Raw genomic sequence first — 20,637 nt, 5'->3', positions numbered from 1 at the left:
AACACGCGAGATCTCATCAGCCATGCCTGATGAGTGTCCCGGATGTCACGACACTCGGGTGTCCCGAATGTCATGACATCCGGGACACCCAGAAGTCACGAGACATCACACGGCGTTCCCTCGTGCATTTGGAGTTGCTTGAGCGGATCACCAACTGTTGACGACGTCGATCACCAGTCGCTGGCCACCGTCCGTGTCGTTGAGCACGAACACCTTCATCGGCAGGCGTCCGCGCAGTCCGATGAAGAACTGCGTCTGGCCCTCGAAGGAGGACCCGTAGGCGATCTGCTTGAAGTTGTACCAACCGGCGACGTTGGCCACTTCCATACGGTTCGCCGGGCGGTAAGTGGGAACGCCGGACGTGGTGTACGCCGGTGCCTTCGCGATGACCTGCAGGACGGCGCCACCCCGCAGGCGCAGCACCTGGCCGCTCGGGTCGACGACCGCCTTGCTGACGTAACGGACGTCGTAGCCGGTGTTGCCGGATCCGCGGCCCAGGTCGATGACCATCCGCTCGAAGCATCCGTGTTGACCGACCCGGACCCCTGTGATCGGGCGTGTGGTCATGGGCGAAGATGTCTTCGCCAGCGAGCCCCACGGAGCAGTGCAGGCGGTGGCCTGCGCGTTGTCTGCGCCGATGGGTGAGATGGCGGCCGTGGCCGCCAGTGCGACTGCCGAAGCAGCAATGCCGAACTTCTTCTTCATGGTGCCTCCCCTTGAGAATTCGGAGCGGGAATACCGCGCCGGTTCCAGGATGCTCCTAGAGCCCGTCAAAGGGAATGGGCAGATCTACCCTGTTCTTCGCGACTTCAGTGGGTCGGATGTCCGTCCGGCGGGAGTACATCGGACTGTGCGGGCAACTGGTCCTGACGCACGATGCCCACTGGGCAGGTCATGCCGTTGGGTCCGTGATTGCAGTATCCGCCGGGGTTCTTGTGCAGGTACTGCTGGTGGTAGCCCTCTGCGTAGTAGAACGGGCCGGCGTCCTCGGCACTGCGCACTTCGGTGCTGATCTCGCCGAATCCGTTGTCGCTCAACACTGTCTGGAAGCTGTCGCGAGTCGCCTCGGCGGCTTCCTGCTGCTCGGGCGTCGTCCAGTAGATCGCCGATCGGTATTGCGTACCGACGTCGTTGCCCTGGCGGTTGGCGGTGGTGGGGTCGTGATTCTCCCAGAATTCCTTGAGCAACAGTTCGGGTGAAGTCTGTGCGGGGTCGTAGGCGACCAGCACGGCTTCGGTGTGCCCGGTGCGTCCGGTGCAGGTCTCCTCGTACGTCGGGTGCTTCGTGAAGCCGCCCATGTAGCCGGCGGCCGTCGTCACCACGCCCGGCAGTTTCCAGAAGATCCGTTCGGCTCCCCAGAAACATCCCATCGCCACGTACAGCACCTGCGTGCCGTCGGGCCAGGGGCCACGAAGAGGCGTGCCGAGCACCTCGTGTGTGTCCGGGATTCCCGGAAGTTCGCTGTCACGGCCGGGCAGTGCGTGTTCGGCGGTGACCATGGTGGCGGGACGTCCGAAACCGAAGATCATGTTCGACACAACGACGAACCGCCCGGGAACCTTCCCGGGCGGTTCGTTCGAGCGCGCTGTCGCTTCAGCAGTACTTCATCCCGGAGAGCGCCTTGGTGTAGGTGCAGCGGTGCGTCACTGCACCACGGGAGTTCACCAGGCGAGCAGTGTCGCCGGTGTTGTTCCACACGTACTGGGCCGTCTTGCCGAAGTACTGGTTCGCGGCGGACGCGGTGCCGCGCCCGGTGCGGATCGTCACCGTCTTCTTCGGACCGGGCCGTCAGACCCGCTGTTCAAGAGTAGTTGAGCGTCGAACTTCCTGTCCGCAGTTTCGCAATACTCGGTTGTGCCTGCTGGCGGACCCGGGAAAGGATCGACCCATGACTTTCGAGGTGCGTGAGATCGACCTGTTCGGCGCCGGCGAGCAGGCTCAGCACTGGATCGACGTCCAGACCCGCAGTGGGGAGGCTGTCTGGGGCAGTGAACACTCCGGTTGGAGCCTGGGTGAGGTGCAGGGGCGACGCCGCGGTACCCAACACACCTTCATCGACCTCGCCGCCGTCGAGGGCGACGCGGTGATCGGCATGGCGGCCGTGGCGATGCCGGCCCATGACAACAAGCACCTTGCATTGTTGATGCTGCATGTCGATCCCGATCATCGCAAGAAGGGTGTCGGCATGGCTCTGGCGCAGGACGTGCTGCGACGGATCGGCGAGGCCGGACGCACGACCGTGCAGGTCGACACCGAAACCCCGACGGACGCAGAAGACTCTGTCGGCCCCGATTTCGCCGAGCGGTTCGGATTCAGCAATGTCCAGACCCTCTTCCGCAGCGCGATGCCGCTGCCTGGCGACCGTGATCGGCTGGCCGGGCTGGCGGCCGGTGAGGGGATCGAGGATGCTGCCGCGTTCCGGGTCGAGTGGCGCGTCGACGACGTCCCGGACGAATGGTTGCCGGGCCTTGCGACTCTCGAACAGCGGATGAGCACCGATGCCCCACAGGGTGACATGACCACGGAGGAAGAGGCCTGGACGCCGGAGCGAGTGCGCGAGAACCTCGACTGGGCGACCAAGCAAGCGCAGCGAGATGTGGTCGTGTCGGTCGCCTTCGAAGGCGAGTCGATGGTCGGTTTCACCCAGGTAGAAGGGCCACGCGAGACCCCGACGCTGGCCTACCAGCAGGACACCCTGGTCCTGCGTGAAGCTCGGGGCCATGAACTCGGTCTGACTCACCGAGTGGCCGGGCTGTGAACCACCGGCCGGGGTATAGCCCGGCCACCAGTTCATAGCCCGGCCACTCGGTGGTGGTCGGGGACGCTGGGAACTCTCGATAACCTTGGGCGGTGCTGACCGTTCAAGAAGCCCTCCTGACGCTGCAGAAGTTCTGGACCGACCGTGGCTGCATGGTCGTCCAGCCCTACAACACCGAAGTGGGCGCCGGAACCATGAACCCGGCCACGGTGATGCGGGTGCTCGGTCCAGAGCCGTGGCGGGTGGCCTACGTCGAGCCGTCCGTGCGCCCCGACGACAGCCGGTACGGCGAGAACCCCAACCGGTTGCAGACGCACACCCAGTTCCAGGTGATCCTCAAGCCCGACCCGGGCAACCCGCAGGAGCTCTACCTGGAGTCGCTGCGTGCCCTGGGCATCGACCTCGACGCCCACGACGTGCGCTTCGTCGAGGACAACTGGCAGCAGCCGGCCATCGGCGCCTGGGGTCTGGGCTGGGAGGTGTGGCTGGACGGCATGGAGGTCACCCAGTTCACCTACTTCCAGCAGGTCGTCGGCCAGAACCTCGAGCCGATCAGCGTCGAGCTGACCTACGGCATCGAGCGCATCATGATGGCGCTGCAAGGCGTGAGCCACTTCAAGGACATGCAGTACGCCCCGGGCATCAGCTACGGCGAGGTGTTCGGCCAGAACGAGTTCGAGATGTCGAAGTACTACCTCGACACCGCCGACGTGCAGACCAATCGCGACCTGTTCGAGCGCTACACCGCCGAGGCCGGCAAGCTCATCGAGGCCCGTCTGCCCGTGCCCGCCTGGACGTACGTGCTCAAGAGCTCGCACGCGTTCAACGTGCTCGACAGCCGCGGCGCCGTCTCGACCACCGAGCGCGCCCGCTCCTTCTCGCTGATGCGCAAGCTCGCCCGCGAGGCCGGCGCCCTGTGGACCGACCGCCGCGCCGAACTCGGCCACCCGTTGCTGAAGGGTGAGGCCCCGCAGATGGTCATCGGCCAGGCAGTCATGCCGCCGAGCGAGGGCGAGACGTCGGCGGCGAAGGTCAGCTCCGACCAGCCGCAGACCTTCGCGTTCGAGGTCGGCGTCGAGGAACTCCCGCCGCACGTCGTCGGCCAGGCGATCGAGCAGGTGCGCACCGGTGTCACCGACGGTCTCGCAGCCTCCCGCCTGGAGTACGGCGACATCACCGTCGTCGGCACCCCGCGCCGCATCGTCGCCACCGTCGCCTCGGTGTCGGCGCACGAGCCCGACGCCGAGACCCTGCGCAAGGGCCCGAAGGTCGCCGCCGCGTTCGACGCGGACGGCAACCCGACCAAGGCCTGCGAGGGCTTCGCGCGTGGCCAGAAGGTCGACGTCGCCGACCTGGTGCGTGCCGAGTTCGACGGTGCCGAGCACGTCGCGGTGAAGGTGCAGCAGCCCGGACGCGACGTGCTGGGGGTGCTGGGCGGCATCGTCGAGGCGGTGGTCGGCTCGCTGCGCGCCGACAAGAACATGCGCTGGGCCGACCCGGAGCTCACCTACAGCCGTCCGGTGCGTTGGCTCGTCGCGCTGTGGGGCGCCGACCTGGTGCCCGCACAGATCTCGCAGCTGCGCACCGGCCGCACCACCTACGTGCACCGCACCGACCCCAATGCGTTGGTGCCGGTCGCGTCTGCCGACGAACTCACCGCGCTGCTGGGCGACAAGGGCATCGTGCTCGACCCGGAGGCCCGGCGTGCGTTGGTCGTCGAGCAGGCCACCCGGCTTGCTGAATCTGTCGGCGGAACAGTCGATTTCGAGGCGGAGTCGGCGCTCGTCGACGAGATCACCAACCTGGTCGAGCAGCCCCACGGCATCCTCGGTGGGTTCGAGGAGCGCTACCTGCGGGTGCCCGAGCAGATCCTCACCACCGTCATGCGCAAGCACCAGCGCTACCTGCCGGTGCGGGACGCGTCGGGCGCCCTGATGCCGTACTTCATCACGATGGCGAACGGCGACTGCGACGACGACGTGGTGCGCGGCGGCAACGAGTCGGTGCTGCGGGCCCGCTACGAAGACGCGGCGTTCTTCTACGACGCCGACCTGCAGGTCGACCTCACCGAACTGCGCGCGGGCATCTCCAAGCTCACCTTCGAAGACCGCCTCGGCTCGATGGCCGACCGTTCCGACCGCATCAAGGACGTCGCGGCGGCGCTCGCCGAGACGATCGACCTGGACGCCTCGGGCCGCGAAACGCTTTCCCGGGCAGGCGAACTCGCGAAGTTCGACCTTTCGTCGCAGATGGTCGTCGAGCTGTCGTCGCTTGCCGGCTTCATGGCCAAGGAGTACGCCGCGAAGGCGGGGGAGACCCCCGAGGTCGCCTCGGCGTTGTGGGAGATGGAGTTGCCGCGCACCACCGGCGGCCCGCTGCCCACCTCGGTGCCGGGAGCGTTGCTGGCGCTCGCCGACCGGTTCGACCTGCTCACCGCGATGTTCGCGATCGGTGCCAAGCCGACCGGATCGTCCGACCCGTTCGCGTTGCGTCGTGCGGCGCTCGGTGTTGCGAGCATCCTGCGTGGAGTCGACGGCGTCGGTGCGGTCACGATCAGCGCCGGCCTTGCGGCCGCGGCCGCCCGTCTGCGCACCCAGGGTGTCGACGTCAGTGACGAATCGGTCGCTGCAGCACAGGAATTCGTCGAAGGACGCTTCCACCAGCAGTTGCGCGACGAGGGCATCTCGGCCGGGCTGGTCGACGCCGTCGCACCGCTCGCGGACGCCCCCGGCAAGGCGGAGCTCGCGCTCAAGGACATCGAGGCCGTGCGTGCGACCGACGGGTTCGCGCCCCTGGTCGAGGTGACCCAGCGCATCACCCGGATCGTGCCGGCCGGCACTACCGGTGCCTACGACCGGTCCGTGCTCGTCGAGGACACCGAGAAGGCGCTCGCCGACCGGGTCGACGCCCTGCCCGACCACGCGGGCGACGGCCTCGTCGATTGGCTCGCCGATGCGAAGGCGATCGTCGACCCGGCGAACACCTTCTTCGACGAGATCCTGGTGATGGCCGACGACGAGGCGCTCAAGGCCGCCCGCCTCGGCCTGCTGCAGACGATCGTCGACCGTGCGCCGAAGGGCATCGACTGGAAGGCGCTGCACGCGGCGCTCTGAGACGCACCGGACGCAAGAACAGCGGGCGGTCCCGAACGGGCCGCCCGCTGTTTGTGCTCATGTGTCGATCACACGCCGTGGCCGCCCGAGCCGGAGCCGCCGAATGTGTTGTTCTGATACACCTTGTGCATGTGGGCCGACGCCAGCCGTGCGCCGTCACGGTCGCCGTCGATGCGGGGGCCCCTACGGAGATTCTGACGCAGGTGGCCGCGGGACTTCCAGTTGTTGTCGGAGTTGACCCGGTCGTAGACGGCCGCGCCGATGAGGACGACGGCTATGACCGAAAGAACGATGATCCAGAACATGGTCTGACCCCCCTTGCCCGAGGCGGAGGCCCGATGCCCCTCCTGGGTGTGACGGTACGCCAGGAGGACTCGGAATGTCATCCATCGCGGTCGTAGGGTTGGGACCATGACCAACGAGCAGCACGGCTTCTCCACCCGCGCCATCCACGCCGGTTCGGAACCCGACCCGCGGACCGGTGCGGTCAGCCCGCCGATCTACCAGACGTCCACCTACAAGCAGGACGGCGTCGGCGGCTTCCGGGAAGGCTATGAGTACTCGCGCTCGGCCAACCCGACGCGCACGGCACTCGAGGAATGTCTGGCAGCGATCGAGGGCGGTCAGCGCGCGTTCGCGTTCGCATCCGGTCTGGCGGCCGAGGACACCCTGATGCGCGCAGTGCTCGAGCCAGGCGATCACATGATCATCCCGACGGACGCTTACGGCGGCACCTTCCGGCTGGTCGACAAGGTGATCAAGCGCTGGGGAGTTGACTACTCACTCGCCAAGGTGGGGCAGGCGGACGCGATCCGTGGCGAGATCCGTCCGGGCGTCACCAAGTTGATCTGGATCGAGACCCCGACCAACCCGATGATGGGCATCGCCGACATCGCGGCCGTTGCGCAGGTCGCCCACGAAGCAGGTGCACTGCTGGTAGTCGACAACACCTTCGCCTCCTCCTACCTGCAGCAGCCGCTCACGCTTGGCGCGGACGTCGTGATGCACTCCACGACCAAGTACGCCGGCGGTCACAGCGACGTCGTCGGCGGCGCATTGATCGTCGGCAAGGGTCAGGACGAGCTCGCCGAAAAGGTTGCCTTCCACCAGAACTCGCTCGGAGCGGTGGCAGGACCGATGGACTCCTGGCTGGTGCTGCGCGGCTTGAAGACACTCGCCGTGCGAATGGAACAGCACTGCACCAACGCCGAGAAGATCGTCGACTACCTGCAGACCCGCGAGGACGTCACCCACATCCACTACCCGGGCCTCGACAGCCACCCCGGCCACGACATCGCGGCCAGGCAGATGAAGCGGTTCGGCGGCATGATCAGCTTCCAGCTCGAGGGTGGCGAACAGAACGCCGTCGACGCCATCGGACGGACGAAGATCTGGACGCTCGGCGAATCACTGGGCGGGGTCGAGTCGCTGATCGAGCACCCGGCACGCATGACGCATGCAAGTGTCAAGGGCACCGAGTTGGAAGTGCCCGGCGACCTCATCCGACTGTCCGTGGGCATCGAGGACGTCGACGACCTGATCGCCGACCTCGACCAGGCGCTGCGCTGACCGTGAGCAGCGGATGATCCTGTTTCTCGTCGCGGCGGTGCTTGCCGGCGCCGCGCTGGCCTTGTTCGTCACGGCCGGGCGGGACCGTAGGACGTGGAGCGAACACCGTCGCCAGGTCATGATGATCAGGCGTTGGGAACGTGCTCGTGACGGTGCGCCCTTCGATCAGGCGGCGCCGCCTCGTCCGGAGCTCGACTCGCCGTACGCCAAACCCCGCGCGGAGAATCCGCCGGTGTTGCCGGATCGGCCGGGCCAGACCCGTCTGCTCTGGGGCGCGTTGCTCGTCGTTTGCGCCGTCCTGGTGTTCACCGCCGCGCTCGCTGCTTGAGTCGAGGTTCAAGACTCGGTCAAGACCTGCCGGGGCACGGTGATGCTGTCGATACCAGGTGGCAGAGTGTGCGACATGTCACTAGCGGTCGAGGCCGAAGGCCTGGTCAAACACTTCAAGGACGTGAAGGCGGTCGACGGTGTCTCGCTGCGGGTGCCGCAGGGCAGCGTGCTCGGCGTCCTCGGCCCCAACGGAGCGGGTAAGACCACCACCGTGCGAATGCTCACCACGTTGATCCCGATCGACGAGGGCCGCGCCCAGGTCGGCGGAGCCGACGTGGCCACCCAGGCGCAGGACGTCCGCCGCAAGATCGGTGTCTCGGGTCAGTACGCCGCCGTCGACGAATACCTCACCGGCTACGAGAACCTCGAGATGGTCGGTCGGCTGTACCACCTGGGAAAGTCGGAGGCGAAGGCTCGGGCGCGGGAGTTGTTGTCACAGTTCCGGCTCGACGACGCGTCCGACCGTGCCGCGAAGACCTACTCCGGCGGAATGCGCCGACGGCTCGACCTCGCCGGCGCCCTGGTGGCCCGGCCTCCGGTGATTTTTCTCGACGAGCCGACCACCGGTCTCGACCCACGCAGTCGCGGTGACATGTGGGACGTCATCGTCACGTTGGTGGGGGAAGGCACCTCGGTGCTGCTCACCACCCAGTACCTCGAAGAAGCCGACCGGCTGGCCGACAACATCGTCGTGATCGACCACGGCCGCATCATCGCCGAGGGCACCGCCGACGACTTGAAGTCTCAAGTGGGCGGCGAGCGATTGGAGATCACCGTGACCGAACCCGACCGGGTGGAGGACGCGCTCCGGGTCCTGAACCACATCGGTGACGGACAGGCGAAGACCGACCAGACCGGCCGCCGGGTGACGGTCCCGGTCAACGGTGGCACGCAGTCGTTGCTCGCAGCGGTCCGCCAACTCGACGAAGAAGGAATCTCCTTGCAGGACATCGGTATTCGCCGACCGACGCTCGACGACGCCTTCTTGTCACTGACCGGCCGTCCGGCCGAGGACGCCGACGGGACGGACGAGCCGGTCAAGGAGAACGTCCGATGACCGCCTTCCTCAACGACTCGCTGACGATCGCCAAACGCAACCTGCTGAAGATCAAGCGGGTGCCCGACCTCATCGTGTTCACCACGTTGCAGCCGATCATGTTCGTGCTGCTGTTCGGTTACGTCTTCGGTTCGCTCGCCGGGTCCGGCGCCGCGGTACAGGGTGGCTATCGCGAGTTCATGATGGCCGGCATCTTCACCCAGACGATCATCTTCGGCGCCACGATCACCGGGTTCATGATGGCCGAGGACATGCAGAAGGGCGTGATCGACCGGTTCCGCACGCTGCCGATGCACCCGAGCGCGGTGCTGTTCGGCCGCACCTTCGTCGACGTGCTCAACAACGTCCTGGTGCTGATCGTGATGTCGCTGACCGGTCTGCTGATCGGGTGGCGCATCCGCGGCAGCTTCCTGGACGCGGCCGTCGCCTACCTGCTGATGCTGCTGTTCGCCTTCGGATTGTCCTGGCTGTTCGCGTTCATCGGGCTGAAGGTGCGCTCGCCCGAGGTCGTCAACAACGCCTCGTTCATGGTGATCTTCCCCGTCACCTTCATCGCCAACACCTTCGTACCGAGCGAGAACATGCCGTCGGCGTTGAAGGCGTTCGCCGGCTGGAACCCGGTCTCGACGATCACCCAGGCCGCTCGCGAAGGCTTCGGCAACCTGTATGCGCTCTCCGGCGGACAAGATCCGGCAGCGGTCGAGAAGGCCACCCGCTACACCTGGGCACTCGAACACCCGGTGCTGTACTCGGCGATCTGGGCCCTGGTGTTGCTGGCGATCTTCGTTCCGCTCTCGACCCGCGCGTACAAGAAGGCCGTCGCCAAGTAGACCTCTCGAGAACGAGCGAGCGGCCCCGCACTCCGATGGAGTGCGGGGCCGATCGTGTCGCGTGTGCGCCGGAAGTCAGCCGTCGTAGGGGGTGGCGTCGAGGATCTTGACCTTGACGGTCTTGCCCGCGGGGGTCTCGTACTCGGCCTCGTCGCCCTTGGACTTGTTCAGCAGGGCGGCGCCGAGCGGCGACTTCTCGGAGTAAACGTCGAGGTCGGTGTCGCCACCGATCTCGCGGTTGCCGAGCAGGAAGGTCTCCTTCTCGCCGAACATCTCGACGGTGACGACCATGCCGGGCTCGACGATGCCGTCGTCCGCCGGCTTCTCGCCGACGACCGCGTTGCGCAGAAGGGTTTCGAGCTGGTGGATGCGGGCCTCCATCTTGCCCTGCTCCTCCTTGGCGGCGTGGTAGCCACCGTTCTCCTTCAGATCGCCTTCGAGGCGGGCTTCTTCGATGCGCTTTGCGATCTCGATGCGACCTTCACCAAGGAGGTGGTCTCGCTCGGCCTTCAAGCGGTCGTACGCCTCCTGGGTGAGGAAGGTCGCCGAAGCGTCGGCAGTGCTGGTCACGGTCATCTCCCTTGTGGCAGGACGGTCCCGCCAAGCTTGTTAAAAGTCGAGGTCTGGGCGGCTCGCTCTCAGCAGCGGGGCCCAGACCTTCGGATTCGTGAAAGCACGATGTTACGCCCAGGGATGTCGAATGTCACACCGATCGGGCAAATGTGAGTGGCGCTCGGCGGTGTTCTCAGCGCAGTTCACAGTGTGTCGCCTCGCCGGTCACGGCCTGTGTGACGGTGCGGACCGATCGGGTGTAGCGGGTGCTGGAGTGCGAGCTCGGCGGCAGCTCGACGCTCACCCGACCGACCGTCGCGTGTTTGACGTCGTACGCGACCAGGGTGCAGCGCACCGGCCGGTCACGTTGGTCGACGACGTCGAACGTGACGTCGACCTGCCGGTCGTTCACGACCTTCACACCGGCTTGTCCCCACGAGATGCCCCGGGTGGCGGAGATGCCGAACCAGGTGGCGGTCAGTGCGGCGAGGGTGATCAGGACGCCTGCGGCGATCCACCAGCGCTTGGTGCCACCCGGCCGGAAACCGGTCGAGGAGCGCTCCTCCTCCTCGTCCGCCGACAGGTCGCGGCGCGAGGAGACTGGGTGGTCCGGAAGGTCGATCATGGAATGAGAGAATATGCGGCGGTTCAACAACGTTGAGGACGAGGTGGAACGAGTGACAGAGCAGCTGCGACTCCTGGCGGTGCACGCGCACCCTGACGACGAGTCGAGCAAGGGCTCCGCGACGATGGCCAAGTACGTCGCCGACGGCTACCGCGTCATGGTCGCCACCTGCACCGGGGGCGAGCGTGGGGACGTCCTCAATCCCCGACTGCAGGACGACCCCGAGATCAAGCGCAACCTGCCCGAGGTCCGGCGTCGCGAGATGGCGGCTGCCCAGGAGGTGCTCGGCATCGAGCACACCTGGCTCGGTTTTGTCGATTCCGGTCTGCCGGAAGGCGATCCGCTGCCTCCGCTGCCGGACGGTTGCTTCGCGCTCGAGCCGTTGGAGGTCACCACCGAGGCGCTTGTCCGGGTGATCCGCGAGTTCCGTCCGCACGTGATGACGACGTATGACGAGAACGGCGGCTACCCGCACCCCGACCACATCATGTGCCACGACGTCTCGATGGCGGCGTTCAAGGCCGCCGGTGACGCCGAGCAGTTCCCGCACGCCGGCCCTGCATGGCAGCCGCTGAAGTTGTACTACGACCGTGGATTCTCCCGCGAGAAGCTGACTGCGATGCACGAAGGCTTGCTGGGCCTCGGCAAGGAATCGCCCTTCACCGACTGGCTGGCCCGCTGGGAGGACCGCGACCCCGTCCGGGTCACGACCCGCGTCGATGCGTCCGGCTTCTTCGAACACCGCGAACGAGCGCTCCTCGCGCACGCCACGCAGATCGACCCGGACGGGTCGTTCTTCGCACTCTCGGCTGCCGAGCAAGCCACGATCTGGCCGACCGAGGAGTTCGAGCTCGCCATCTCCTACGTCAAGCCGGCCGAGGAACTGCACGAAGAGGACCTGTTCGCAGACCTCCCGGACGACGTGCAGGCTGCCGACGAACTCGCACTGAACCCGCCGGCGGAGCCGGTCGTCGACGAGGTCCGCGAACGGAAGCTGTCCTGATGCGCGCCGAAGAAGCCGCGAGCAATGTCACCGCCGGGTTGCCGGGATTCCTGGTCCTGTTCTTCCTCGGTCTGGCTTGCTGGTTCCTGTTCCGCAGCATGAACAAGCGGATGCGCCGGGTGCGCTACGAAGCCGGCGACCTGACCAGCCGCAGGCGTGAGGGTGCCGACCCGGCCACGGACGAGCCGACGGATCCGTCGAAGAACGGGCCAGCAGCCTGACCTCAGGCGTTGGTCTGTGGCAGCTTGAGCACCGCGAGCAGCACGGCCGTGTAATGCGCGCTGAACGCCAGCAGGGTCAGCGCGTGAAAGATCTCGTGGAAGCCGAACCAGCGCGGTGACGGGTCTGGACGCTTGAATCCGTACACGACCGCACCGGCCGTGTACAGCAGTCCGCCCAACGCGATGAGCGAGATGATCAGCGGACCGCCGGCGCGGTACAGCGGACCTAAGTAGAAGATCGCCACCCAGCCGAGCGCGACGTAGATCGGCACGTACAACCAGCGCGGGGCGCTCACCCAGAACACCCGGAACAACACCCCGCCGACCGCGCCGCCCCACACGATGATCAGCAGTTGTGTGCCTTCGTCACGGGGTAGAAGCGTGAGCGCGAAGGGCGTGTAGGTGCCGGCGATGATCAGGAAGATGTTGGCGTGGTCGAAGCGCTTGAGGAATCCCTCGTACGCCGGTGACCATTTGCCGCGGTGATAGACCGCCGACACACCGAACAGCAGACCGGCGGTCACCGTGAACACCGCCGCGCCGACGCGTCCGCTCAGCGTCGGGGTGATCACGACCAGGAGCAACCCGGCGATCATCGCAAGCGGGAACATGCCGGTGTGCAACCAGCCGCGAAGCTTCGGCTTCACCATGCGCAACATGCGGGCGGCGTCCTCGCCGAATTCCTCCACGCGCTGCCCGATCTGGCTCATGGTCAGATCGTAGGGCGGCGCGCCGGAACCGGTCGCGGTGGTCCGAACCTCCCACGGGCATATCGTTGGACAGGTGGTGACCCAGAGGCATGACGAAGGAGCAGACCGCGATGCGCGGACCGAGTGACCTCGTCTACGGCGCGTACGAGCGCCAACTGGCCCGTTCGTTGCCCACGGAGAACCTGCCGCGGCACGTCGGCGTGATGCTCGACGGCAATCGGCGCTGGGCCAAGGCCCGCGGCACCGACACCGCCTCGGGGCACAAGGCCGGTGCCGACAACATCGCCCCCTTCCTCGGTTGGTGCGAGGAGATGGGCATCGAGGTCGTCACCCTCTGGTTGTTGTCGACCGACAACCTGAACCGACCCACCGAAGAACTCGAGCCGCTCGTTGGCATCATCGAAGGCGTGGTCTGCGAGCTCGCCGGTCGTGAGCAGTGGAAGATCAACCCCGTGGGCGCGCTGGCGATGCTCCCCGAACGCACCCAGGAGGTGCTGCGCGAGGCGTCCGAACAGACCGCGGACGTCGAGGGACTGATCGTCAACATCGCGGTCGGGTACGGCGGACGCCAGGAGATCGCCGAAGCGGTCCGCTCCCTGTTACGGGCACACGCCGCCGATGGCACCTCCATCGAGCAACTCGCCGAGATCCTCGACGTCGAGCACATCGCCGAACACCTCTACACCAAGGGGCAGCCCGATCCCGATCTGGTGATCCGCACCTCCGGCGAACAGCGCTTGGGCGGCTTCCTGCTCTGGCAGAGCGCGTACTCCGAGTTCTACTTCTGTGAGGCCTACTGGCCCGACTTCCGTCGCGTCGACTTCCTTCGCGCGTTGCGGGATTACGCCACCCGTGACCGCCGGATGGGTAAGTAACCGTCGACTCATCGTCCGCTGGTGGTGCCGGTTTTCGACGGCTTCGAACGGGTCGGGGTGGTTCTCGGAAGGCGATGCGAAACTCCGTGCGACCGAGGGGTTTGACGCAGGCCGCACCCCCAGATGGGGCCTTTGGGACTGGTGTGGCGAACGGGACGACTCCGGCGCTTGAACAGTCGGTGAATCCGCAACACGCCGGTCGAATGGGCGCGATTCCGTGCCGGGCCTGGTCGTAGATTCCAATCACGACGAACACCCGTTCGCCGTTCGGGAGGCCCACTTCATGCAGCGACCCACGCTGCGGATGAGAGGGCCGGTCCCGGTCCTCACTCGGGCCGGCAACCGGCACACCATCCGCGAGTAGCCGCGAGAGATCGCGCGCAAGAGGAGTCGGCATGACCGTTGAACTGGACAGCCCCCGCACGTACGTGCTCGATACGTCGGTGCTCCTGTCGGATCCACGCGCGATGACGCGCTTCGCCGAACACGAAGTGGTGCTCCCGGTCGTGGTGATCAGTGAGCTCGAGGGCAAACGGCATCACCCGGAACTCGGCTACTTCGCCCGCTCCGCGCTGCGCATGCTGGACGACCTGCGCGTCCAGCACGGCAGCCTGCACTCGCCGGTGCCGATCGGTGACGGCGGCACCTTGCGCGTCGAGCTCAATCACACCGATTCGAACTCGTTGCCGGCCGGATTTCGCTTGGGAGACAACGACACCCGCATCTTGGCGGTCGCCCGCAACCTGGCGAACGAGGGGTGCGGGGTGACGGTCGTGAGCAAGGACCTTCCGATGCGCGTGAAGGCGTCCGCGGTCGGACTCAACGCCGAGGAGTACCGCGCGGAGCTTGCTCCGGACAGCGGATGGACCGGCATCAGCGAACTCGACATCACCGCCGAGGAGATGGACTCCCTGTACGACGAGTCCCGCCTCGAATCGCCCGTCGCCGCCGAATTGCCTTGCAACACAGGCGTGGTCATGCTCGGGCCGCGCGGCAGCGCGCTCGGGCGCGTCATGGCCGACAAGAGCGTCCGTCTCGTCCGAGGCGATCGGGACGCGTTCGGCCTGCACGGTCGGTCGGCCGAACAGCGCATCGCGCTCGACCTGTTGCTCGACCCCGACGTCGGCATCGTCAGCCTCGGCGGACGCGCCGGCACCGGAAAGTCTGCACTGGCCCTGTGCGCCGGACTCGAAGCCGTCATGGAGCGTCGCCAGCACCGCAAGGTGATCGTGTTCCGTCCGCTGTACGCCGTCGGCGGCCAGGAGCTCGGCTACCTGCCAGGTACCGAGAACGAGAAGATGGGGCCCTGGGCGCAGGCCGTCTTCGACACGCTCAGCGCGGTGGTCTCGCGCGAGGTCGTCGAGGAGGTCATGGACCGCGAGTTGCTGGAGGTGCTGCCGCTGACGCACATTCGCGGGCGCTCGCTGCACGACGCGTTCGTGATCGTCGACGAGGCACAGTCGCTCGAGCGCAATGTGCTGCTCACCGTGCTTTCGCGAGTGGGTCAGAACTCGCGGGTCGTCCTCACCCACGACGTCGCGCAACGCGACAACCTGCGGGTCGGGCGACACGACGGCATCGCCGCCGTGATCGAGAAGCTCAAGGGGCACCCGTTGTTCGGACACGTCACGCTGACCCGCTCCGAGCGCAGCCCGATTGCCGCACTGGTCACCGATCTGCTGGAACAGGCCGACGTCTGATCTCGGCGCGAACGCGGGGCGGCACCGATCGGTGCCGCCCCGCGTCCTTTCACAGGGTTCCCGCAATCGGTGAAGGGCGCGGGTCGAGTCGCTATGTTGGGGGAGTCATGGTGGGAAATCGCGCGCTGACAGCGCTGTACTGGGTGATCGGGTTCGTGCTCGCCGTACTGGCCGGTGTGGGTGGTGCTGCCTGGGGGAACTCGTCGGCCCCCACCTTCGAGAACGAGGAGAGCGGCGGCACCCCGGCGACCGGTGCATCCCGTCTGCTGTTCAGCATCTTCGGCGGCCTGCTCGGCGCCGCGATCGTGCTTGCCGTCTTCGCCGCGATCTTCATGGTGCTCTGGGTGCGTCACCGTCGGACCAACCCGGCTGTCGACGACGAGGAGTTCGAAGCCGACGAGGAGCTTCTCGACCACGTCGAGTTCGGCGACGACGAGGACGATGACCGTGATCTCGATTCCGAGAACGACAGCTACGGCATCGAGTTCGATGCGCAGGACGAGCAGTCCGCGCGGGCCCAGCGGCGTTAGAGCTTGCGCAGGCTGACCCGGCTCACGCCGTGGTCGCCACCCTTGCTGAGGACGAGCGTTGCCCGGCTCCTGGTCGGCGCGACGTTCTCCACCAGGTTCGGCAGGTTGATCTCTTCCCAGATCTGGTTCGCCCGGTCGACCGCCTGCTCGTCGGTGAGCGATGCGTACCGGTGGAAGTAGGAGTCCGGATCGGCGAACGCGGTCTGACGCAGTCCGAGAAAGCGGTCGACGTACCAGCGACGGATGTCGCTCTCCCGCGCATCGACGTACACCGAGAAGTCGAAGTAGTCCGACACGTTGAGCGTGTTGCGGCGTCCGGCGATGGCCTGGGAGGGCTGCAGGACGTTGAGTCCTTCGACGATCAGCACGTCGGGTTGGCGCACGACGACTCGTTCGCCCTCGACGATGTCGTAGGTCAGGTGTGAGTACACGGGCGCCGAGACCTCCTGCTTGCCCGACTTCACCTCCGCCACGAAGCGCACCAGCGACCGGCGGTCGTACGACTCCGGGAAACCCTTGCGGTTGAGGATGCCGCGCCGTTGCAGTTCGGCGTTGGGGAACAGGAAGCCGTCCGTGGTGATGAGTTCGACCCGTGGCGTGCCCTCCCACCGGGCCAGCAACTCGCGCAGGATGCGCGCCGTCGTCGACTTCCCGACCGCGACCGATCCGGCGACGCCGATGATGAACGGAGTTTTCTCCGGACGTTCGCCGAGGAAGTCGGAGGTCACCCGATGCAGGCCCGCTGTGGCACCGACGTAGAAGTTGAGCAGTCGCGACAGGGGCAGGTAGACCTCTTCGACCTCGGCGAGATCGATCCGCTCGCCGGCGCCACGCAGTCGGCGGACGTCGTTCAGGCCGAGACTCATCGGGTGCTGGTCGCGCAGCCGGGCCCATTGGGCGCGACTGAACTCCAGATACGGCGACTCTGCCGAAATTGTCGGACGTGACACGTCCGACATTGTGTCGGATACCGCACCTGGACAGGCCACTCGGGCGGAGGCTCTAGGCTGTCGACCATGTGTGGAATCGTCGGATACGTCGGCAAGAGCGACGACCAGAAGGCCCTTGACGTCGTCATGGAGGGGTTGGCCCGGCTGGAGTACCGAGGGTACGACTCTGCGGGCGTCGCGCTGGTCAGCGGTGACGAGGTCGAGGTGCGCAAGCGCTCCGGCAAGCTCGCCAACCTGATCGCCGAGATCGAGGCGCACCCGATGGACGCCTCCCGCACCGCGATCGGGCACACCCGGTGGGCGACGCACGGCGGCCCGACCGACGAGAACGCCCACCCTCACCGCGGTGGTACCGACGGTAAGTTCGCGCTCATCCACAACGGCATCATCGAGAACTTCCACAGCCTCAAGAACGAGTTGTTGGCCGACGGCATCGAGTTCGCCAGCGAGACCGACACCGAAGTCGTGGCTCAGTTGCTCGCTCGCGAGTTCGACGGTGATCTCACCGAGTCGATGCGCCGCGTCGTCCAGCGCCTCGAGGGTGCTTTCACGTTGCTGGCGGTGCACGCCGACCAGCCCGGCGTGGTCGTCGGAGCTCGCCGCAACAGCCCGCTCGTCGTCGGCCTGGGTGAGGGCGAGAACTTCCTCGGCTCCGACGTCGCCGCATTCATCGGTCACACCAGGCAGGCGATGGAGATGGAGCAGGACCAGATCGCCACCATCACCCCGGACGAGGTGAAGGTCATCAACTTCGACGGCAGTCCCGCCGAGGGCAAGCGTTTCGAGGTCACCTGGGACGCCGCTGCCGCCGAGAAGGGCGGCTACGACACCTTCATGGAGAAGGAGATCAACGAGCAGCCTCACGCCGTCGGCGACACCCTGCTCGGCCGCACCGGTGACGACGGCTCGCTCGTGCTCGACGAACTTCGCATCAGCGAGGACGAACTCGAGGCCGTCGACCGCATTACGATCGTCGCCTGTGGCACCGCCGCGTATGCCGGCATGGTCGCCAAGTACGCGATCGAGCACTGGGCCCGCATCCCGGTCGAGGTCGCGCTCGCCCACGAGTTCCGTTATTGCGATCCGATCGTCAACGAGCGCACGCTGGTGGTGTCGATCAGCCAGTCCGGCGAGACCATGGACACCCTGATGGCGGTCAAGCACGCCAGCGAGTTGGGTGCTCGCACGATCAGCATCTGCAACACCCACGGTTCGACGATCCCGCGCGAGTCGGACGCGGTGCTCTACACCCACGCCGGCCCGGAGATCGCGGTTGCCTCGACCAAGGCGTTCCTGGCACAGATCACCGCCTGCTACATCCTCGGTCTCTACCTCGCGCAGCTGCGTGGCGGCACTTACGCCGAGGACGCCAAGGCGGTGCTCGCCGAACTGCAGGAAGTGCCGGGCAAGATCGAGGAACTGCTCGGCACGATGGACCGCGTCCGCGAGATCGCCCGCTTCATGGCCGACACCCGCTCGGTGCTCTTCCTGGGTCGTCAGGTCGGTTTCCCGGTGGCGATGGAGGGCGCGCTCAAGCTCAAGGAGCTCGCGTACATCCACGCCGAGGGGTTTGCCGCCGGTGAGCTCAAGCACGGCCCGATCGCGCTGATCGACGCCGGCCAGCCGGTCTTCATCGTGGTGCCCGGGCCGGACACCCCGCACGGACTGCACGGAAAGGTCGTCTCGAACATCCAGGAGATCCGCGCCCGCGGCGCTCGCACCCTGGTGATCGCGCAGGAGGGCGACGAGGCCGTCGTCCCGTTCGCCGACGAGGTCATCCGCGTGCCGCACACCTCGCCGCTGCTGCAGCCGCTGCTCACCGTCGTCCCGTTGCAGGTCTTCGCCCTCGAACTGTCGACCGCGAAGGGTTTGGACGTCGACCAGCCGCGCAACCTGGCCAAGTCCGTCACCGTCGAGTGATCCTGCGTCGCACGAGGTCCCGCTGATGGCGATCGTCGGAGTCGGCGTCGACCTGGTGGTCGTCAGCCGGTTCACCGCGACGCTCGAGCGGACGCCCGCACTCGCGACCCGCCTGTTCACCGACCGTGAACAGGCGGGTTCGCCGTCCTCCGTTGCGGGCAGGTTCGCCGCCAAAGAGGCGATCGCGAAGGCGCTCGGCGCTCCCGGCGACCTGGCGTGGACCGACGCGGAGGTGCACAAGACCGATGTCGGGCAACCCTGGTTCCACGTGACCGGTACGGTCGCGGCCCGCGCCCGCGCACTCGGCGTCGAGCGGTTCCATCTGTCGATCTCCCACGACGGCGACTTCGTCACTGCGATGGTCGTGGCCGAAGGGTCGTCGCCGTCGCACGACCTGCCCTCGCCATATGAGTCACCGTCCGATTTACCAAACGAACTCGACTGGGGGACACAGTGATCCGCGCATTCAGCATCGACGACGTCCGTGCGGCCGAGGAGGCCGTCAAGAGGGAGCTCGAGCCCGGCGAGTTGATGCAGCGCGCGGCGCTCGGCCTGGCAGAGGTTGCTCGCGCCCGGTCGGACGAGGACGACAGGGTGGTCGTGCTGGCCGGGTCGGGCGACAACGGGGCAGACGCGCTGTACGCCGCAGCCCACCTGGCCCGGCTCGACCTGAACGTCGTCGCGCTGTTGGTCGGATCGCGCACCCACGAGGAGGCGCTCGCTGCAGCGACGGCGGAAGGTGTGGTGCCGATCGAGTGGCGGTCGGGAAAGGTGCCCGCAGCTGCCGCCGAGGCACTTGCCGAAGCCGACCTGGTGATCGACGGGATCGTCGGGATCGGTGCGTCGCCGGGCCTGCCCAAGCACTTGGAGAACCTGCCCGACCTCTTCGCGAACGATGCCTACGTCATCGCGGTCGACCTGCCGTCGGGTGTCGATCCGTCCGGCGTGGTGGCCGCCGACTGCCTGTACGCGGACGAGACGGTGACCTTCAGCCTGTTGAAGCCGTGCCATCTCCTGCCTGCCGGTGAAGCAGCGTGCGGACAGTTGACCGTGGTGGACATCGGCGTGCCCGAACCGGATTCGCCCGCCGTAGTCCGTTACGAAGCGAGCGACGCAACCCGGCTCTGGCCGACCCCCGGTGCGTTCGACGACAAGTACTCGCGCGGCGTCCTGGGTGTGATGACCGGCAGCGAGTCCTACCCTGGCGCCGCCGTCCTGGGCGTGACTGCGGCCGTCACCACCGGGGTCGGGATGGTGCGTTACATCGGCCCGCGTCGCGCGACCGACCTGGTGTTGGGAAGCGTCCCGGAGATCGTCAGCGGGCCCGGACGCGTTCAGGCCTGGCTGCTCGGCTCCGGTTGGGACGGTCACGGGGGAGCGCCGGAGTTGGTCGATGAACTCCTGGACGACATCCTTCCGATCGTGCTCGACGCAGGTGCCCTCGACCTGCTCGACGAACCTCGCTCCGCACCGACACTGCTCACTCCTCATGCCGGCGAGTTGAAGCGTCTGGCGCAGCGGCTGGGGCTGGAGCACACTCAAGGAGTGCCGGGTGCCCGAGTGGTGGCAGACGCGCTCGGCGCGCACGTCCTGCTCAAGGGTGCGACCACGCTGATCGTGCCGCCGTCCTCGACGCGAGGGCCGCTCGTCAGCCAGACCGACGGACCGGCCTGGCTGGCCACGGCGGGCTCGGGAGATGTCCTGGCCGGAATGATCGGCGCACTGGTCGCCTCCGGGCTCGGCGTGACCGAAGCGGGTGCCCTCGGAGTGTTGCTGCACGGCCGCGCCGCTCACCTGGCCAACCCGGGAGGGCCCGTCCGTGCCCTCGACGTGGCTCGCTGCGCGGGTCGGGCCGTCGCCGAGTTCCTGTGACCGGCCTCGCCGGCGGCAAGCG

General features: G+C 67.0%; 22 protein-coding genes. 14 read left to right on the top strand and 8 right to left on the bottom strand.

All coding sequences use genetic code 11. The features are described from left to right. Window positions 1-147: 147 nt before the first annotated feature. The 3 genes from ACYU8W_RS06030 to ACYU8W_RS06020 all read right to left on the bottom strand — a co-directional run bounded on the left by ACYU8W_RS06030 (window position 148) and on the right by ACYU8W_RS06020 (window position 1,767). Entirely contained in the window at window positions 148-705 is a 558-nt protein-coding gene (locus ACYU8W_RS06030) for an AMIN-like domain-containing (lipo)protein (protein ID WP_499467480.1), read from the bottom strand. Between the two features lie 104 nt (window positions 706-809). Next, the gene (msrA, locus tag ACYU8W_RS06025) at window positions 810-1,529 is read right to left on the bottom strand and encodes a peptide-methionine (S)-S-oxide reductase MsrA (protein ID WP_499467478.1); all 720 of its coding nucleotides are present in this window, start codon (window positions 1,527-1,529) and stop codon (window positions 810-812) included. Window positions 1,530-1,593: 64 nt separating this feature from the next. Then, complete coding sequence (locus tag ACYU8W_RS06020) at window positions 1,594-1,767, bottom strand: lamin tail domain-containing protein (RefSeq protein WP_499467476.1); 174 nt, start codon at window positions 1,765-1,767, stop codon at window positions 1,594-1,596. Between the two features lie 121 nt (window positions 1,768-1,888). On the opposite strand from ACYU8W_RS06020, the gene ACYU8W_RS06015 reads away from it, so the two are divergent. Both ACYU8W_RS06015 and ACYU8W_RS06010 read left to right on the top strand, forming a co-directional pair. After that, entirely contained in the window at window positions 1,889-2,758 is an 870-nt protein-coding gene (locus ACYU8W_RS06015; RefSeq protein WP_499467474.1) for a GNAT family N-acetyltransferase, read from the top strand. Between the two features lie 92 nt (window positions 2,759-2,850). Continuing rightward, window positions 2,851-5,871, top strand: a complete 3,021-nt coding sequence (locus tag ACYU8W_RS06010; protein WP_499467472.1) for a glycine--tRNA ligase — start codon at window positions 2,851-2,853, stop codon at window positions 5,869-5,871. Window positions 5,872-5,939: 68 nt separating this feature from the next. Here the strand turns inward: ACYU8W_RS06010 and ACYU8W_RS06005 are convergent, their stop codons facing one another. Beyond that, window positions 5,940-6,176: a hypothetical protein gene (locus tag ACYU8W_RS06005; RefSeq protein WP_141929185.1), complete on the bottom strand. Its 237-nt coding sequence runs from the start codon at window positions 6,174-6,176 to the stop codon at window positions 5,940-5,942. Between the two features lie 106 nt (window positions 6,177-6,282). On the opposite strand from ACYU8W_RS06005, the gene ACYU8W_RS06000 reads away from it, so the two are divergent. The 4 genes from ACYU8W_RS06000 to ACYU8W_RS05985 all read left to right on the top strand — a co-directional run bounded on the left by ACYU8W_RS06000 (window position 6,283) and on the right by ACYU8W_RS05985 (window position 9,657). Then, entirely contained in the window at window positions 6,283-7,440 is a 1,158-nt protein-coding gene (locus ACYU8W_RS06000) for a cystathionine gamma-synthase (protein ID WP_499467470.1), read from the top strand. Window positions 7,441-7,453: 13 nt separating this feature from the next. Next, window positions 7,454-7,768: a hypothetical protein gene (locus ACYU8W_RS05995; protein ID WP_499467468.1), complete on the top strand. Its 315-nt coding sequence runs from the start codon at window positions 7,454-7,456 to the stop codon at window positions 7,766-7,768. A 75-nt stretch (window positions 7,769-7,843) separates the two neighbouring features. Beyond that, a complete protein-coding gene (locus ACYU8W_RS05990; protein ID WP_499467466.1) occupies window positions 7,844-8,827 on the top strand; it encodes an ATP-binding cassette domain-containing protein in 984 nt (327 codons plus the stop codon). Then, entirely contained in the window at window positions 8,824-9,657 is an 834-nt protein-coding gene (locus ACYU8W_RS05985) for an ABC transporter permease (protein ID WP_129625976.1), read from the top strand. The genes ACYU8W_RS05990 and ACYU8W_RS05985 overlap by 4 nt, the downstream gene beginning before the upstream one ends. A 75-nt stretch (window positions 9,658-9,732) precedes the next feature. On the opposite strand, the gene greA is transcribed toward ACYU8W_RS05985, so the two are convergent. Together greA and ACYU8W_RS05975 are read right to left on the bottom strand one after the other, a co-directional pair. Next, window positions 9,733-10,233, bottom strand: coding sequence for a transcription elongation factor GreA (gene greA, locus ACYU8W_RS05980; protein WP_275578169.1), 501 nt, complete (start codon window positions 10,231-10,233; stop codon window positions 9,733-9,735). Between the two features lie 169 nt (window positions 10,234-10,402). Next, window positions 10,403-10,834: a DUF4307 domain-containing protein gene (locus tag ACYU8W_RS05975; protein ID WP_499467464.1), complete on the bottom strand. Its 432-nt coding sequence runs from the start codon at window positions 10,832-10,834 to the stop codon at window positions 10,403-10,405. A 52-nt stretch (window positions 10,835-10,886) separates the two neighbouring features. Between ACYU8W_RS05975 and mca the strand changes: the two genes are divergently transcribed. Both mca and ACYU8W_RS05965 read left to right on the top strand, forming a co-directional pair. Further along, window positions 10,887-11,837, top strand: a complete 951-nt coding sequence (gene mca, locus ACYU8W_RS05970) for a mycothiol conjugate amidase Mca (protein ID WP_499467462.1) — start codon at window positions 10,887-10,889, stop codon at window positions 11,835-11,837. After that, on the top strand, window positions 11,837-12,058 hold the full coding sequence (locus ACYU8W_RS05965; RefSeq protein ID WP_129625972.1) for a hypothetical protein: 222 nt from the start codon (window positions 11,837-11,839) through the stop codon (window positions 12,056-12,058). Before mca ends, ACYU8W_RS05965 begins: the two co-directional genes overlap by 1 nt. Before the next feature lie 2 nt (window positions 12,059-12,060). Here ACYU8W_RS05965 and trhA read toward each other — a convergent pair whose 3' ends face one another. Beyond that, window positions 12,061-12,768 (bottom strand): PAQR family membrane homeostasis protein TrhA, encoded by a 708-nt coding sequence (gene trhA / locus ACYU8W_RS05960; RefSeq protein WP_499467460.1) that lies wholly within the window; start codon window positions 12,766-12,768, stop codon window positions 12,061-12,063. Between the two features lie 110 nt (window positions 12,769-12,878). On the opposite strand from trhA, the gene ACYU8W_RS05955 reads away from it, so the two are divergent. The 3 genes from ACYU8W_RS05955 to ACYU8W_RS05945 all read left to right on the top strand — a co-directional run bounded on the left by ACYU8W_RS05955 (window position 12,879) and on the right by ACYU8W_RS05945 (window position 15,873). Continuing rightward, window positions 12,879-13,643, top strand: a complete 765-nt coding sequence (locus tag ACYU8W_RS05955; protein ID WP_239702841.1) for an isoprenyl transferase — start codon at window positions 12,879-12,881, stop codon at window positions 13,641-13,643. A gap of 395 nt (window positions 13,644-14,038) precedes the next feature. Then, on the top strand, window positions 14,039-15,343 hold the full coding sequence (gene phoH2, locus ACYU8W_RS05950; protein WP_499467458.1) for an RNA 5'-3' helicase PhoH2: 1,305 nt from the start codon (window positions 14,039-14,041) through the stop codon (window positions 15,341-15,343). Between the two features lie 107 nt (window positions 15,344-15,450). Further along, window positions 15,451-15,873, top strand: a complete 423-nt coding sequence (locus ACYU8W_RS05945) for a hypothetical protein (protein WP_499467456.1) — start codon at window positions 15,451-15,453, stop codon at window positions 15,871-15,873. Here ACYU8W_RS05945 and coaA read toward each other — a convergent pair. Next, complete coding sequence (coaA, locus tag ACYU8W_RS05940; RefSeq protein ID WP_141929178.1) at window positions 15,870-16,832, bottom strand: type I pantothenate kinase; 963 nt, start codon at window positions 16,830-16,832, stop codon at window positions 15,870-15,872. The two genes, ACYU8W_RS05945 and coaA, sit on opposite strands and share 4 nt — an antisense overlap. A gap of 57 nt (window positions 16,833-16,889) precedes the next feature. Here coaA and glmS point away from each other — a divergent pair, with 57 nt between their 5' ends. Genes glmS through ACYU8W_RS05925 form a run of 3 tightly spaced genes read left to right on the top strand, consistent with a single transcriptional unit; the run spans window position 16,890 to window position 20,615 of the window. Beyond that, complete coding sequence (glmS, locus tag ACYU8W_RS05935) at window positions 16,890-18,743, top strand: glutamine--fructose-6-phosphate transaminase (isomerizing) (protein WP_141929177.1); 1,854 nt, start codon at window positions 16,890-16,892, stop codon at window positions 18,741-18,743. Between the two features lie 25 nt (window positions 18,744-18,768). Continuing rightward, complete coding sequence (locus tag ACYU8W_RS05930) at window positions 18,769-19,200, top strand: holo-ACP synthase (protein ID WP_499467453.1); 432 nt, start codon at window positions 18,769-18,771, stop codon at window positions 19,198-19,200. Then, complete coding sequence (locus ACYU8W_RS05925) at window positions 19,197-20,615, top strand: NAD(P)H-hydrate epimerase (protein ID WP_499467451.1); 1,419 nt, start codon at window positions 19,197-19,199, stop codon at window positions 20,613-20,615. The genes ACYU8W_RS05930 and ACYU8W_RS05925 overlap by 4 nt, the downstream gene beginning before the upstream one ends. Window positions 20,616-20,637: the final 22 nt, after the last annotated feature.

It is taken from the genome of Yimella radicis, assembly GCF_054778255.1.
This window is presented reverse-complemented; position numbering and strand designations above follow the sequence as displayed.